Raw genomic sequence first — 13602 nt, 5'->3', positions numbered from 1 at the left:
TGGACACGCTTCCCCCCGGCAGGGTTGTACGCGTACGCCACCCTTTTTGACGGTGAGTTGTTTGTCCTCATGCGTAACCGTTCTCCCCCGATGCCCCGCTTTCGCAGCGTGTTCCGCGCCACACGACCGTGGGTGCAGGCAGAGACGCCCCCACCCAACTACTGGTTGCAGCAAGCGGGAAGAGCATCGTCGGCTACGGCATCACCGCAGTTCAAGAGGTATCTGACGCCTATTTGCTCACAGGTCGTTCACAGATCCTACAAAGCTGTGACAACAGATTCCGCGATCTGGAGGGCGTTGAGGGCCGCTCCCTTGCGCAGATTGTCGGCGCAGACGAAGAAATCGAGCGCGCGCTCGTCGTCCATGGAGCGCCGCACCCGCCCGACCCAGGCGGGGTCGGTGCCGACGACGTCGGCGGGGGTGGGGAAGTCGCCGGCGGCGGGGTCGTCGTAGAGCACGACCCCCGGCGAGGTCGCGATGATCCCGTTGGCACGCGCGAGCGGCACGGGGTGCTCGAAGCGGGCGTGCACGGAGACGGAGTGCCCGGTGACGACGGGCACGCGCACACAGGTGGCGGCGACGCGCAGGGCGGGAAGCCCGAGGATCCGCCGGGTCTCGTCCCGTACGCGCTCCTCCTCCGAGGAGGCTCCGTCGGCGCCCGCCGTGCCCGACCAGGGCAGGACGTTGAGCGCGAGGGGCCCGGCGAAGGGCCCGGTGTTCTCGCCGACGGCCCGTCGTACGTCTCCGGGGTGGGTGCCCAGATCGCCGCGGCCGGCCACCAGGCCGAGCTGCGCGCGGAGCGCCTCGACGCCCGCCTGTCCGGCACCGGCGCCGCTGGCGGCCTGCTGGGCGGTGACGACCAGCTCGTCGAGCCCGAATTCGGCGTGCAGGGCGCCCACGGCGACGATCAGCGCGAGGGTGGTGCTGCCGGGGCTCGCGACGATGCCCCGGGGGCGTACGCGCGCCGCGTGGGCGTTGGTCTCGGGGACGACGAGGGGGACCTCGGTGTCCGCCCGGAAGGCGGCGGAGGTGTCCACGACGACGGCCCCCTTGGCGGCGGCGACGGGCGCCCAGCGGGCGGCGACCGTCTCGGGCACCAGGAAGAGCGCGAGGTCGACGCCGTCCAGGGCCTCCTCGCTCAGCGCGAGGATCTCGCACTCCTCCCCGCGGACGGCGGCCTTGCGGCCGGCCGAGCGCGGGGAGGCGAGAAGGCGGATCTCGCCCCAGACGTCCGCGTGGTGCGTGAGCATCTGGAGCATCACCGAGCCGACGGCTCCGGTCGCACCGACGACCGCGAGCGTCGGCTTCGACGTCATCGGCCGGTGCCTCCGTAGACGACGGCCTCGTCCGAGTCGCTGTCCAGGCCGAAGGCGCTGTGGACGGCGCGCACGGCCTCGTTGACGTCGTCGGCACGGGTGACGACCGAGATGCGGATCTCGGAGGTCGAGATGAGCTCGATGTTCACGCCCGCGTCGGAGAGCGCGCGGAAGAAGTCCGCGGTGACGCCCGGGTTGGTCTTCATTCCGGCGCCGACCAGGGAGATCTTGCCGATCTGGTCGTCGTAGCGCAGCGAGTCGAAGCCGATCGCGCCCTTCGCCTTCTCCAGGGCGTCGATGGCCTTGCGGCCCTCGGCCTTGGGGAGGGTGAAGGAGATGTCCGTGAGGCCGGTGGAGGCCGCGGACACGTTCTGCACGATCATGTCGATGTTGATCTCGGCGTCGGCGACGGCCCGGAAGATGGCCGCGGCCTCGCCCGGCTTGTCCGGCACGCCGACGACGGTGATCTTCGCCTCGGAGGTGTCGTGGGCGACACCCGAGATGATGGCCTGCTCCACCTTCTGATCCCCTTGCGGTTCGTTGCTGACCCAGGTGCCCTGCAGTCCCGAGAAGGACGAGCGCACGTGGATCGGAATGTTGTAGCGGCGCGCGTACTCGACGCAGCGGTGCAGCAGCACCTTGGAGCCGGAGGCGGCGAGCTCCAGCATGTCCTCGAAGGAGATCCAGTCGATCTTCTTCGCCTTCTTCACCACGCGCGGGTCGGCCGTGAACACGCCGTCGACGTCGGTGTAGATCTCGCAGACCTCGGCGTCGAGCGCGGCGGCGAGCGCCACGGCCGTGGTGTCGGAACCGCCACGCCCCAGCGTGGTGATGTCCTTCTTGTCCTGGGACACGCCCTGGAACCCGGCGACGATGGCGATGTTGCCCTCGTCGAGGGCGGTACGGATCCGGCCCGGCGTGACATCGATGATGCGCGCTTTGTTGTGGACCGAGTCGGTGATGACACCCGCCTGGCTGCCCGTGAAGGACTGGGCCTCGTGGCCCAGGTTTTTGATCGCCATGGCCAGCAGGGCCATGGAGATCCGCTCTCCCGCGGTCAGCAGCATGTCGAACTCACGCCCGGCAGGGATCGGGGATACCTGCTCGGCGAGATCGATCAACTCGTCCGTCGTGTCGCCCATCGCGGATACCACGACGACCACCTGGTGGCCGTTCTTCTTGGCGTCCACGATTCGCTTGGCGACGCGCTTGATGCCTTCGGCATCGGCAACGGAGGAGCCTCCGTACTTCTGCACGACAAGGCCCACGTGCGCTCCTCGTTCGGTGTGTGCCGCAGCCGGCGCTGCGATCGGCTCAGTCTAACGAGCGACCCGCGAACACCTACGTGATATCGCATCGTGAGACACGGCGCTCACTGGGTGATCATTCCGGCCGCTGCGGGGATATCTCGCCGTGCACCCACCACTCCACCGTGTACTCGTTCTTCGCACCGAGCGGGTCGCCCGGCCCCTGTGCGTCGAGCATCTCGCGTACGTGGACGGTGTACGGATGGTCCTCGCCGAGGGCGCGGGTGCAGACGGACAGCAGTTCCGTGTACTCGGCACGGGCCTGCTCGATCGCCCCGACGCCCACGTAGAGGCCGACCAGGTTGATCCGGGTGACCAGGGTCTCCGGGGCCTCCTCGCCGAGGAGCAGGCTCATCTCGCCCGCCGCGTAGGCGTTCAGCACCAGGGCCTCCAGAGTCCGGTCCGCGTCCCGGTAGATCCCGGCGAGCCCGGAGTAGGCCGCCAGCGTCTCCAAGTCCTTGGGGCCCAGGACCCGGACCATGTCCCCCAGCACGCTCTCCTTCAGGGCCATCGCACGGTGGGTCAGTCCGGCCTTCGCATGGGCCGTCGCGAGGCAGGACCGTGCCTTGAGCGTCATCGGGTCGTCGGCTCCCAGCGCCTCGGTCATGCCGCGCACGGTCGCGGTCGCCATCCCGATCGCCTCATCCGCGCGGCCGGCCGAGGCGAGACTCTCGGACAGCGCGCCGCGCAGTTCCAGGAGGACGGGAACGTCCGGGCCGAACAGCCGCTCACAGCCGGCCAGCGTCCGCGCGTACGCCTCGGCCGACTCCTCGTACAGCCCGTTCAGGCTCAGGTACGCGGCCGTGGAGGCGAGCACCGGCATCAGGAGCTCGCCGTCCCCCGCGGGGTCCGTGTGCCGCAGGTACGCCTCGACGTGCGGCAGCAGCACCCGCCACACCTCTCGCTGGGCCGGTTCCTCGATGTCCGGCGGGGCGGCCTGGGCAAGCGCCGTCTCCGCGAGCGATCGCATGCGTTCGCGCATCCCCGGCCGCCCGGGTACGTCCCCGGGGGCCGGCCGGCGGGCGACGGCCTGCACGAGCCGGTGGACGGAGACCGAGCCGTCCTCGTGCAGGGTGATCATGCTGTGCGCGGCCAGCTCCCCGAGCGCCTCCCGGATGCCGGGGAACGGCGGCAGGAGCATCGAAGGAATCCGGTCGGGGGCGAACCAGCCGAGCAACCGAAGCAGCCCGGAGGCATACGGGACCGTGTCGGAGAGCCTGTTGAGCGTGACGCGCAGGGCCCGGACGACGGCCTCCTCCGCGTTGCCGAGGCCGCGGCTCCGGCCCAGCTCCGCGAGGTAGTCGAGCGGGGGCGTGGCCGTGCGGCCGCAGTACGCGGCGGCGATCTCGACGGCGAGCGGCAGCTGCCCGAGGGTCTCGCAGAGCTGCTCGGCCCCGGTCGTGTCGCGCGGGCCCGCGTGGGTGGCGACCCGGGTGAACAGTTCGACGGCCTCGCCGGCGGCCAGCACGGGCAGGGTGAGGAGGCGCCCGATCCCGTACCAGGCGTCCGTCGTCCGGCTGGTGACGACGATCCGCCCCCGGCCGGCCCGGGCCAGGAGGTCCGCCACATCACCCGGGTCGGTGACGTTGTCGAGGACGAGCAGCCAGTCGTCGTGGGCGGACAGCCACTGCAGGGCCCGCTCGCGCAGGGCCTCCTGGGGGAGTACGTCGATCAGCGCGGGCTGCATCGCGGCGGCGAGGCCCGCGAGCCCGGCGTCCACGTCCGCGCGGCTCTCCGCGGTGATCCACCAGACGGGGTTGCGGTGCGGCGTCTGCCGCAGGGCCCAGCGGGCGGCGAGCGAGGACTTCCCCACCCCGCCGAGGCCGCTGATCACGACGGTCTCCGACTCCCCGTCGAGCAGGCCTCCCTCCTCGTCGCGCCCCACGAAGTGGGCGGCCCTGCGGGGCACGTTGACGAGTCCGGGCGGGCAGATCACCGGCACGAGGGCCTCCGGCGGCAGGGCGGTCACCCGGTCGCCGGTGTGTACCCACCCGATGTTCCCGCCGGCCGCGACGGAACGGTCCCCCGAGGCGGAGACGCCCCCGCCTCCGCCCCCGTCCCCGGCTCCGTCCCCGCTCACGCGTCGCCCGTCGTCACGCTCCCGATGTCCCCGCCGGCGGCGACGGAACGCTCGCCGGAGGCGGTGACGGGCCCGGTGGGGGCCGTACCGCCGGAGGGGGCCGCGCCGCTGGAGGGGGCCGTGCCGCCGGTGGGCGGGGAGGCGGGAGGCGCGGCGGCCGGCGGGGCCGGGGTCCGCGCGCCGTCACCGGTGACGACGGCCCCGATGCTCCCGCCGGCGGCGACGGACCGGGCGCCGGAGGCCTCCACGGAGGCGGCGGTGCCGCGCCCGAACTGCGCCCAGAGCGAGAGCCCCAGCCCGGCGAGGGCGAGCACGACTCCGGTGACGCTGGCGATCTGATCGGCCGTCCCGAGGTCGACGAAGGCGACGACGAGGAGAGCGACAACTCCGGCGGTGGCTACGCCGATTCCGCTCCGGAGGAGGGCCTTCGAGGGGGCGGTTGCTGCCATACGGCCATGATGCGGGACTCAGCCGTCCGAGGGGAGTGGTTTCCCGGCGAGTTGCCGGAGCGCCATGGCCAACTCGCCTTCACCGATGGCGGCTTCGCCGTACACGAGGAGCTCCCGCGCCGGCGCCCGGGAGCGGTCGGACTCCCCGGCCCTCGAAGAGGTCGTCCTCCCGGAGGACGTCCCCGGCCCGGCTGGGGTCGTCCTCCCGGAGGACGTCCCCGGCCCGGCTGTGGGGGCCGGGCGGCGCGGTCCGTCAGTTCTTGAGGGTCCTGATCCCCAGCGGTGCGCCGATCTCCTCCGCCATCACGCGCCCCGCCTCCTCCGCGAGGGCGTCCTCGGTCAGGTCCTCGTCCGTGTCGAGGCCGTCGAGGGCCGCGAGCGGCTGGTCGAGGCGGACGTGGGCGACGAGGGACTGGAGGGCGCGGAGGGTGGCCGAGGCGGTGGGGCCCCAGTTGGAGAAGTACGAGAACTGCCACCACCACAGGGCCTCGCTGGTCCGCCCCGCCCGGTAGTGGGCGAGGCCGTGCCGCAGGTCGGTGACGATGTCGGCGAGGTTGTCGGAGATCCGGGCCGGGACGGGGGCCTTGCGGGGCTCGTACGGGTCGAAGACCTCGGAGAAGACGTCGATCGGTTCGAGGAGCACCGCGAAGCGCATGCGCAGGTCGTCCACGTCCGGCTCGGGACCGGTGTCCGTCTCGTACCGCTCGTCCGGGACGATGTCCTCGTGCGCGCCGAGCCGGCCGCCCGCGAGGAGCAGCTGTGAGATCTCCAGGAGCAGGAAGGGGACCGCGCTGTCCGGCTCGTCGCCCTTGGCGACCTCGGCGGTCGCGACGATGAAGCTCTCGATGGAGTCGGCGATCTGGACCGCGAAGTCGTCGGGGTTCTGCGTGATCGCGTGCAGCGTGGGGTCAGACATCGAGGAGCCTCCCTGAGAGCGCGCCGGCCCGGTCGTCATACATCTAGCAGCCTCCGTCCCTCGAAGGCTCGGCCGAGGGTCACCTCGTCGGCGTACTCCAGGTCGCCGCCGACCGGGAGCCCGCTCGCGAGCCGGGTCACCTTGAGCCCCATGGGCTTGATCATCCGCGCCAGGTAGGTCGCGGTGGCCTCGCCCTCCAGGTTCGGGTCGGTCGCGAGGATCAGCTCGGTGATGCTGCCGTCGGCGAGCCGGGCGAGCAGCTCGCGGATCCGCAGGTCGTCCGGGCCGACGCCCTCGATCGGGCTGATCGCGCCGCCGAGGACGTGGTACCGCCCCCGGAACTCGCGGGTCCGCTCGATCGCGACGACGTCCTTGGGCTCCTCGACCACACAGATGACGGTCAGGTCGCGGCGCGGGTCGCGGCAGATGTTGCACTGCTCCTGCTGTGCGACGTTCCCGCAGACCGCGCAGAACCTGACCTTCTCCTTGACCTCCAGGAGCGCGTGCGCGAGACGCCGTACGTCGGTCGGCTCGGCCTGGAGGATGTGGAAGGCGATCCGCTGCGCGCTCTTGGGACCGACGCCGGGCAGCCTGCCCAGTTCGTCGATGAGGTCCTGAACCACGCCTTCGTACACGGAACGCCCTTTCAAGGGAGTGCTTGATTCTTACGGTAGTGGCTTAAAGCGAGCCTAAGAAGCCCGCGGGAGGAGGGGGCTCGAAAGCCCCGCGCCCGGAGGCCTCAGAAACCGAGGCCCGGCATGCCTCCCATGCCCTGCGCCAGCGGGCCGAGCTTGGCCTGCTGGAGCTGCTGCGCGTTGTCGTTGGCGGCCTGCACGGCGGCCACGATCAGGTCGGCGAGCGTCTCGGTGTCCTCGGGGTCGACCGCCTTGGGGTCGATGACCAGGCCGCGCAGCTCGCCGGAACCGGTCACGGTCGCCTTGACCAGGCCGCCGCCCGCCTGTCCGTCGACCTCGGTCGCGGCGAGCTCCTGCTGGGCGCGGGCGAGGTCCTGCTGCATCTTCTGGGCCTGCTGGAGAAGCTGCTGCATGTTCGGCTGACCACCACCGGGAATCACGGTCACTCCTGAGGTTCGGTACGTCCGTATGTCGGTACGCCGAGCCTACGTGGTCCCCGCCCGCCCTGCCTCCATCACTCTTTCGGGTGAGAAACTGCGGGCTTCTCTACCTGATCAAGACCCCCTTGCGGGCGGAAATCCTGGGATTCCGGGCCCACCGCCCACCATTCGGCGGTAGGAAGGGCAGGCACCACGTGCACCGCACGTCACAGAAGGACATGAGCACTGAGCTGAACAGAGGAGTCCCCCGGTGAGCCAGCAGCCGGAGATGCAGCCACCGGGACCCCCCGGGGGAGACGTCCACCGCGATCTGAGCGGTACGCCGTTCCCCCTGGGCGACTGGGGCGAGCCCGCGGAACGGCTCGACGAGCTGTACCGCTGGGTGGAGTCCCGTGCCCTGCGCACCGCCGAGTGGTACCTCTCCGACCGCGTCTGGAAGCGCCGCAGCGCCCGGATCCTGCGGATCGGCACGGCCGCCGGGGTGATCGTGGGTGCCGCGCTCCCGCTGCTCGACGTGACGGGCGTGGCGGAGGGCACCGTCGGCTGGGGCTATCTCTCGCTGCTGCTCGGCGCCGCCTGTCTGGCCTGTGACCGGTACTTCGGGCTGACGTCCGGCTGGATGAGGGACGTGGCGACGGCGCAGGCCGTGCACCGGCGTCTCCAGGCGTTGCAGTTCGACTGGGCCTCGGAGAGTGTCCGTGAGGTGCTCGGCCCCACGGAGGGGACCGCGAGCGAGGCCGCCGAGCGCTGTCTGGGCGTGCTGCGCCGCTTCTCCGAGGACGTGACGGAGCTCGTACGGGCGGAGACCGCGGACTGGATGGTCGAGTTCCGCTCGGGTCCGGCGCCGCTCGCGCTCCAGTCGGTGGGTGTGATGCCCGCGCGGCCCGAGAGCGCCCACCCGGCGGGTCGCTTTCCGCTGCCGCCCGGCACCCGTCCGAACATGCCGCGCCAGCGGCCCCCGGAGGCCCGATAGGGCCGTCCGGGGCCGCCCGGAGCAGTACCCGGGACCGCGTCCGGGCCCCGGGTTTCCGGGACCCCGGCGGGTCTCAGCTCAGGATGATCATGGAGCCTTGTGCCAGGCTCCGGGTCGCCGCCGCGTGCAGCCCCAGCCACACATGGCGCTCCCGCGCGAAGGGGCCGCCGTCCGGCTGGGTCGGTACGGCCGCGGGTTCCTCCAGGGAGGTCGGTCGCTCCGGCGGTACGGGGGCGGCCGGCGGGTTCGCCGGGTCGATGCCGATCGAGGGCGCCACGAACTGCAGCTCGCGCAGCAGCCCGTACGAGGAGCCGAGCGGCCCGCCGCCCTCCAGGAGCTCGTCGCTGGCCAGCGGCACCGGGAAGTCCACCGGCACGTACGCGCCCGCGTGGTCGTAGTGCCAGACCAGGTGCGACTGCTGGGCCGTCGCCTCGAACATCTCCAGGAGCTGTTCGTAGTCCCCGCCGAGCTCGCCGACCGGTTCGACCGGCAGTCCGCACATCTGGAGGAGGTAGGCACGGCGCAGGAAGTGCAGGGCCTCGTAGTCGAAGCCGGCGATCGGGGCGACGTCACCGGAGAGTCCCGGCATGTACGCGTAGACGGGCACGGTCGGCAGACCGGACGCGCTGAGCACGGCGTCGTACGCGGCGATCTCTTCGGCGAAGGGATTGTCGGGGCTGTGGCACAGCACGTCGACGAGGGGGACCAGCCACAGGTCACAGGCCAAGGGAGGCTCGCTCTCCGTCAGTTGCGGGGGACGCTCGCAGGTCGTTTTGCGGGGACGGCCAGGGTAGTCGGCGCCCCTCGGGAACCGTCCACCCGCTGAGGAACTGCCCTCGAAGACTCGCCCTCAACCCGACCGGCCCCGGCTCGGTCCCTCTCAGCGCCCCCGCCGCTCCAGGCGGTCCGCCCACTCCAGCGAGTGCGCGTTGTACTGCCGTACGACGTCGACGGCCGCCTCGGCGTCGCCGCGGGTGATCGCGTCGACCAGCTCCACGTGCTCGCTCCACAGCCAGCCGAGCATGTCGCGCTCGGAGCGCAGGTACGGCACGGAGAAGACCCAGGCCTGGACGCGGAGCCGGTGCAGGAAGTCGGCGATGTAGTCGTTGGCGGAGACCAGGCGGCCCAGCTCGCGCCAGTAACGGATGTCGTACCCGATGAGGATGTCGAGGTCCCCGGCGCGGGCCGCGCGGGCCGCCGCCTCGCCCCGGCGCCGTACGGAGACGAGCGCGACCCCGACGCCGAGGTCGGGTTCCGTGGCGGCGGAGCGGGGCGGCACCGTGGAGGCGTCGCGGCGGAAGAGGCCGTCGACGACGAGCATCCGGGCCTCGACCATGCCCCGGTAGTCGTCGACCGAGTACTGGTGGACGCGGAAGCCGCGGTGCTGGTCGGAGTCGAGGAGGCCCTGCGCGCAGAGGTCGACGAGGGCTTCGCGCACGGGCGTCGCGGAGACGCCGTACTGCTCGGCGATCTGCTTGACCGTGAATTCCTGTCCGGGCTGGAGACGGCCCGCGAGCACTTCGTCACGCAGCGCGTCCGCGATCTGCTGTCGCAAGGTGTTGCGGGTGACAGCTCCGCTCGCGGGCATGGGTGGGCCCCCTCCGTCCGGCTTCGGACACCCTAGTCCAGACGGAGGGGGGCCTTCCCTGACGAGCCCCGTGCGGTTACGCGGTGTGCGTGTCGGCCACCGAGAGGGCCGCGTCCAGGGCCGCGAGGCCTTCCTTGGCCTCCGCCTCGGTGACGTTGCAGGCGGGGACGGCGTGGGTGCGGTTCATGTTGACGAAGGGCCACAGGCCGTTCTTCTTCGCCGCCGCGCCGAAGGCGGCCATGGGCGCGTTGGCCTCGCCGGCCGCGTTGTACGGGACGAGCGGTTCGCGCGTCTCGCGGTTCTTGACCAGGTCGAGCGCCCAGAAGACGCCCATGCCGCGGACCTCGCCGACGGACGGGTGGCGCTCGGCGAGCTCGCGCAGGCCGGGGCCGAGGACGTTCTCGCCGATGTGGGCGGCGTTCTCGACGACCTTCTCGTCCTCCATCACCTGGATGGTGGCGACGGCGGCGGCGCAGGCCAGCGGGTGACCGGAGTAGGTCAGTCCGCCCGGGTAGGGCCGCTTGTCGAAGGTGGCGGCGATCTCGGCGCTGATGGCGACGCCGCCGAGGGGCACGTATCCGGAGTTCACGCCCTTGGCGAAGGTCATCAGGTCGGGCACGACGTCGAAGTGCTCGGCGGCGAACCACTTGCCGGTGCGGCCGAAGCCGGCCATGACCTCGTCGAGGACGAAGACGATGCCGTACTTGTCGCAGATCTCGCGCACGCCGGCGAGGTAGCCGGGCGGCGGGGTCATGATGCCGGCGGTGCCGGGCACGGTCTCCAGGATGATCGCGGCGATGGTCGCGGGACCCTCGAAGGCGATCGTGTCCTCCAGGTGCTGGAGGGCCCGCGCGCACTCCTCCGCCTCGGTGGTGGCGTAGAAGGGCGAGCGGTAGAGGAACGGCGCCCAGAAGCGCACGACGCCTGCGGTGCCGTTGTCGGAGGCCCAGCGGCGCGGGTCACCGGTCAGGTTGATCGCGGTGGAGGTGGCGCCGTGGTACGAGCGGTAGGCGGAGAGCACCTTCGTACGGCCGGTGTGCAGCCGGGCCATGCGGACGGCGTTCTCGACGGCCTCGGCGCCGCCGTTGGTGAAGAAGATCTTGTCCAGGTCGCCGGGGGTCCGCTCGGCGATGAGGCGTGCGGCCTCGGAGCGGACGTCGATGGCGAAGGCGGGCGCGAAGGTGGTGAGCTTCGCGGCCTGCTCCTGGATGGCGGCGACCACACGCGGGTGCTGGTAGCCGATGTTCGTGTAGACGAGGCCGCTGGTGAAGTCGAGGTAGCGGTTTCCGTCGTAGTCCCAGAAGTACGAACCCTCGGCGCCGGCGACGGCGAGCGGGTCGATCAGGCCCTGGGCGGACCAGGAGTGGAACACGTGCGCGCGGTCGGCGGCCTTGACGGCGGCCCCGGCCTGGGGATCGGGTTCGATGACATGAGGGGTCATGGGGTCGAGGGTAAGGAAGTGCAGGTAGGACGGGCTATGGCCATCTTGTCCACCGAGACCGGGGCAGACGCGACACGTTGTTTTGTGACGGCACTTGATTGACAGCATGCTGTCGAGATGACAGCCTGTTGTCATCAGCCGAACCAAGGGATCGACCACACCGACCAAGGGGTCAGCCATGGGAACGAAGACCGTCCACCTCGCCGTCTACGACACCCTCGCCGACTGGGAGACGGGCCACGCCACCGCCTGGCTCGCCCGCGCCGGCTACACGATCAGGACCGTCGGCCCGGTCGCAGGGGAGCCCGTCACGACGATCGCCGGCATCCGGATCGTCCCCGACCTCGCGCTCGGCGACCTCCGGCCCGAGGACAGCGCGCTGCTGATCCTTCCCGGCGCCGAGAAGTACGACGAGGGCGACGAGCTCGCCGCCTTCCCGGCCGCGGCCCGCGCCTTCCTCGACGCCGGCGTGCCGGTCGCCGCGATCTGCGGCGCCACCGCCGGACTCGCCAAGGAGGGCCTGCTCGACGACCGCCCGCACACCAGCGCGGTCTCGTTCTACCTGGACGCCACCGGCTACAAGGGCGGCGAGCGGTACGTCGACGCGGACGCGGTGACGTCCGGGGGCGAGGCCGGGACCGGCGACCTGATCACGGCGGGCCCGACCGAGCCGGTCGCCTTCGCGCGGGAGATCTTCGCCGCGCTCGGCGCGTACGAGGGCAAGCGGGACGCCTGGTACCGCCTCTTCCACGACTCGGACCCGGCGGCGTTCGTCGAGCTCCACACGGAGGACGACGAGTAGTGACCGGCGAGACCACCCGCGCGTCGCAGGACGCCCTCTCCCGCACCGCCCTGAGCGTCTTCCGCCTCAACGGACAGCTCCTCGGCGTCTCCGAGAAGCTGGCCGAGCCGGCCGGCCTCACCGCCGCCTGGTGGCAGGTCCTCGGAGCCGTCCTCCCGGAACCCCTCCCGGTCGCCGGAATCGCCCGGGTCATGGGCATCACCCGCCAGAGCGTCCAGCGGATCGCGGATCTGCTCGTACGGGAGGGGCTCGCGGCGTACGAGCCGAACCCGGCCCACCGCCGCGCCAAGCTCCTCGCCCCGACCGAGGCGGGCCGGGCGGCGATCCGCCGCATCGACCCGGGCCACGCCGAACTGGCCGCCGCGCTCCTGCGGGAGCTGGGCGGCCAGGAGGCCTTCGACGAGACGGTCCGGGTCCTGGCCAGGCTGTCGGATGCCCTGGAGGCGGCCGGCGCGAGCCTTCCGGACCCCTCGGGCGCCTCGGACCCCTCGGGCCCCAACGACGCTCAGGGACTCTGACTACGCTCAGGGACCCTGGCGGTCCCGCGGACCCGTCGCCCGCCCCGGCGGACCCGCCGGGGCGTCCGGGCCCTGCCGCAGGGCCCCCGACACGTACTCCATCGCACGGGTGAACTCGGGGTCGGTGAGCCGCCGCCCCATCTCCTCCTCGTCGACGTCCTCGACGTGGGTCTGGATCCACCACAGGTTCCCGTAGGGGTCCCGGACCCGCCCGACCTTGTCGCCGAAGAACAGATGCGTCACCTCGGTCACGGAGGTGCCGCCCGCTTCGACCGCCCGCCGGTGCACGTCCTCCGCGTCCTCCACGTACAGCCGCACGAACGCGGGCGTCGGCGCCCAGCCCGGCGGACTGTCGAAGGCCATGATCCGCCCGTTCCCGATCCGCAGCTCCGCGTGCCCGATGCTGCCGTCCTCCAGGACGAACCGCCCCAGGTCCTCGGCGCCGAACGCCCGCTCCAGATAGTCGATGAGCCCTGCCGTGTCGTGGCCGATGACCCAGGGCGTGACGGTGGTGTAGCCGTCCGGGACGGCCTTGATGTCGCTCATGGAACGAGGCTAGGGAGCAAATAGGTCAGCTCCCGGCCTCATTCCACCCCTCGCCTCCCCGTTCACGCGAGCAGCTCACACACGACGCTCCGCAGGAGCAGCGGATGGACGAACCGGCCGGGCTCGGTCGGCGGGAAACGCCAGGCCAGCGGCCAGGTCCGCCCCGTGAGCGCCGGTACCGGCACATAACTCACGTGGGCGGGGCCGGCGTTGAACCGGGTCACCCCCCGCGGCCACGCCTTCCGCGCCGTCGACCCCGGCGGCACGAGGAAGTGGACCCCGCGCCGCCGGCGTCGAATCGCACGCCTGCCTGGACGTCGGCCGGGGGGTGAGAACGCAGGTGCCCGAGGCCCCATGTCCCTCATCGAGACCTCCGATCACAACCGGCTCGTCTACCTCGAAATCCAAGACGAAAGCGTTTCCGGTCAACGGCTCCGCGAAGTCCTCGTACAGCGACGACGGCGGGGGCAACTGCGTAGAGGTCGCCGCCCGCCCCCACGTCGTCCACCTCCGTGACTCGAAGCAGAGCGACGGGCCCACGTTCGCCGTGGAGCCCGCCGCCTGGAGTGCCTTCGTCGCTTGGCAGTGATC

General features: G+C 71.7%; 15 protein-coding genes and 1 pseudogene. 4 read left to right on the top strand and 12 right to left on the bottom strand.

The genetic code is table 11. The features are described from left to right. Positions 1-257: 257 nt before the first annotated feature. The 7 genes from ACH4MY_RS07620 to ACH4MY_RS07590 all read right to left on the bottom strand — a co-directional run bounded on the left by ACH4MY_RS07620 (position 258) and on the right by ACH4MY_RS07590 (position 7143). Positions 258-1316, bottom strand: a complete 1059-nt coding sequence (locus ACH4MY_RS07620; RefSeq protein ID WP_397998889.1) for an aspartate-semialdehyde dehydrogenase — start codon at positions 1314-1316, stop codon at positions 258-260. Then, the gene (locus ACH4MY_RS07615) at positions 1313-2584 is read right to left on the bottom strand and encodes an aspartate kinase (protein WP_397998886.1); all 1272 of its coding nucleotides are present in this window, start codon (positions 2582-2584) and stop codon (positions 1313-1315) included. The genes ACH4MY_RS07620 and ACH4MY_RS07615 overlap by 4 nt, the downstream gene beginning before the upstream one ends. Before the next feature lie 115 nt (positions 2585-2699). Beyond that, positions 2700-4703 (bottom strand): tetratricopeptide repeat protein, encoded by a 2004-nt coding sequence (locus ACH4MY_RS07610; protein ID WP_397998883.1) that lies wholly within the window; start codon positions 4701-4703, stop codon positions 2700-2702. Then, positions 4700-5152, bottom strand: a complete 453-nt coding sequence (locus ACH4MY_RS07605) for a hypothetical protein (protein WP_397998880.1) — start codon at positions 5150-5152, stop codon at positions 4700-4702. Before ACH4MY_RS07605 ends, ACH4MY_RS07610 begins: the two co-directional genes overlap by 4 nt. A 253-nt stretch (positions 5153-5405) precedes the next feature. After that, a complete protein-coding gene (locus ACH4MY_RS07600; protein ID WP_397998877.1) occupies positions 5406-6068 on the bottom strand; it encodes a DUF5063 domain-containing protein in 663 nt (220 codons plus the stop codon). Between the two features lie 35 nt (positions 6069-6103). Then, on the bottom strand, positions 6104-6703 hold the full coding sequence (gene recR, locus ACH4MY_RS07595; RefSeq protein ID WP_397998874.1) for a recombination mediator RecR: 600 nt from the start codon (positions 6701-6703) through the stop codon (positions 6104-6106). A gap of 104 nt (positions 6704-6807) precedes the next feature. Then, complete coding sequence (locus ACH4MY_RS07590; protein ID WP_015034576.1) at positions 6808-7143, bottom strand: YbaB/EbfC family nucleoid-associated protein; 336 nt, start codon at positions 7141-7143, stop codon at positions 6808-6810. A 268-nt stretch (positions 7144-7411) separates the two neighbouring features. Here ACH4MY_RS07590 and ACH4MY_RS07585 point away from each other — a divergent pair, with 268 nt between their 5' ends. Next, positions 7412-8116 carry an SLATT domain-containing protein gene (locus ACH4MY_RS07585; protein WP_397999406.1) on the top strand — a complete coding sequence of 235 codons (705 nt, stop codon included), beginning with the start codon at positions 7412-7414 and terminating at the stop codon, positions 8114-8116. A 73-nt stretch (positions 8117-8189) separates the two neighbouring features. On the opposite strand, the gene ACH4MY_RS07580 is transcribed toward ACH4MY_RS07585, so the two are convergent. From ACH4MY_RS07580 to ACH4MY_RS07570, 3 genes are all read right to left on the bottom strand, one after another. Beyond that, a complete protein-coding gene (locus ACH4MY_RS07580) occupies positions 8190-8843 on the bottom strand; it encodes a hypothetical protein (protein ID WP_397998872.1) in 654 nt (217 codons plus the stop codon). Positions 8844-8996: 153 nt separating this feature from the next. Further along, the gene (locus ACH4MY_RS07575; RefSeq protein ID WP_397998869.1) at positions 8997-9704 is read right to left on the bottom strand and encodes a GntR family transcriptional regulator; all 708 of its coding nucleotides are present in this window, start codon (positions 9702-9704) and stop codon (positions 8997-8999) included. 76 nt (positions 9705-9780) lie between these two features. Further along, a complete protein-coding gene (locus tag ACH4MY_RS07570) occupies positions 9781-11145 on the bottom strand; it encodes an aspartate aminotransferase family protein (protein WP_397998867.1) in 1365 nt (454 codons plus the stop codon). Positions 11146-11323: 178 nt separating this feature from the next. Between ACH4MY_RS07570 and ACH4MY_RS07565 the strand changes: the two genes are divergently transcribed. Next, positions 11324-11947: a DJ-1/PfpI family protein gene (locus ACH4MY_RS07565; RefSeq protein ID WP_397998865.1), complete on the top strand. Its 624-nt coding sequence runs from the start codon at positions 11324-11326 to the stop codon at positions 11945-11947. Beyond that, entirely contained in the window at positions 11947-12465 is a 519-nt protein-coding gene (locus ACH4MY_RS07560) for a MarR family winged helix-turn-helix transcriptional regulator (protein ID WP_397998862.1), read from the top strand. Before ACH4MY_RS07565 ends, ACH4MY_RS07560 begins: the two co-directional genes overlap by 1 nt. Positions 12466-12471: 6 nt before the next feature. Here ACH4MY_RS07560 and ACH4MY_RS07555 read toward each other — a convergent pair whose 3' ends face one another. Beyond that, positions 12472-13011 carry a VOC family protein gene (locus ACH4MY_RS07555; protein ID WP_397998859.1) on the bottom strand — a complete coding sequence of 180 codons (540 nt, stop codon included), beginning with the start codon at positions 13009-13011 and terminating at the stop codon, positions 12472-12474. A 62-nt stretch (positions 13012-13073) separates the two neighbouring features. Continuing rightward, positions 13074-13298: pseudogene (locus ACH4MY_RS07550) on the bottom strand (hypothetical protein); the annotation flags it as partial. Between the two features lie 41 nt (positions 13299-13339). Here ACH4MY_RS07550 and ACH4MY_RS07545 point away from each other — a divergent pair. Further along, a complete protein-coding gene (locus tag ACH4MY_RS07545) occupies positions 13340-13600 on the top strand; it encodes a DUF397 domain-containing protein (RefSeq protein WP_397998856.1) in 261 nt (86 codons plus the stop codon). Positions 13601-13602: the final 2 nt, after the last annotated feature.

It is taken from the genome of Streptomyces sp. NPDC017246 (assembly GCF_044331325.1).
Classification (GTDB): domain Bacteria; phylum Actinomycetota; class Actinomycetes; order Streptomycetales; family Streptomycetaceae; genus Streptomyces.
This window is presented reverse-complemented; position numbering and strand designations above follow the sequence as displayed.

What these genes read in the sequence shown, in the direction of transcription:
- ACH4MY_RS07620 (WP_397998889.1), bottom strand. Translation starts at nt 1,316, where the DNA reads ATGACGTCGAAGCCGACGCTCGCGGTCGTCGGTGCGACCGGAGCCGTC.
- ACH4MY_RS07555 (WP_397998859.1), bottom strand. Translation starts at nt 13,011, where the DNA reads ATGAGCGACATCAAGGCCGTCCCGGACGGCTACACCACCGTCACGCCC.
- ACH4MY_RS07585 (WP_397999406.1), top strand. Translation starts at nt 7,412, where the DNA reads ATGCAGCCACCGGGACCCCCCGGGGGAGACGTCCACCGCGATCTGAGC.
- ACH4MY_RS07605 (WP_397998880.1), bottom strand. Translation starts at nt 5,152, where the DNA reads ATGGCAGCAACCGCCCCCTCGAAGGCCCTCCTCCGGAGCGGAATCGGC.
- ACH4MY_RS07570 (WP_397998867.1), bottom strand. Translation starts at nt 11,145, where the DNA reads ATGACCCCTCATGTCATCGAACCCGATCCCCAGGCCGGGGCCGCCGTC.
- ACH4MY_RS07575 (WP_397998869.1), bottom strand. Translation starts at nt 9,704, where the DNA reads ATGCCCGCGAGCGGAGCTGTCACCCGCAACACCTTGCGACAGCAGATC.
- ACH4MY_RS07565 (WP_397998865.1), top strand. Translation starts at nt 11,324, where the DNA reads ATGGGAACGAAGACCGTCCACCTCGCCGTCTACGACACCCTCGCCGAC.
- ACH4MY_RS07600 (WP_397998877.1), bottom strand. Translation starts at nt 6,068, where the DNA reads ATGTCTGACCCCACGCTGCACGCGATCACGCAGAACCCCGACGACTTC.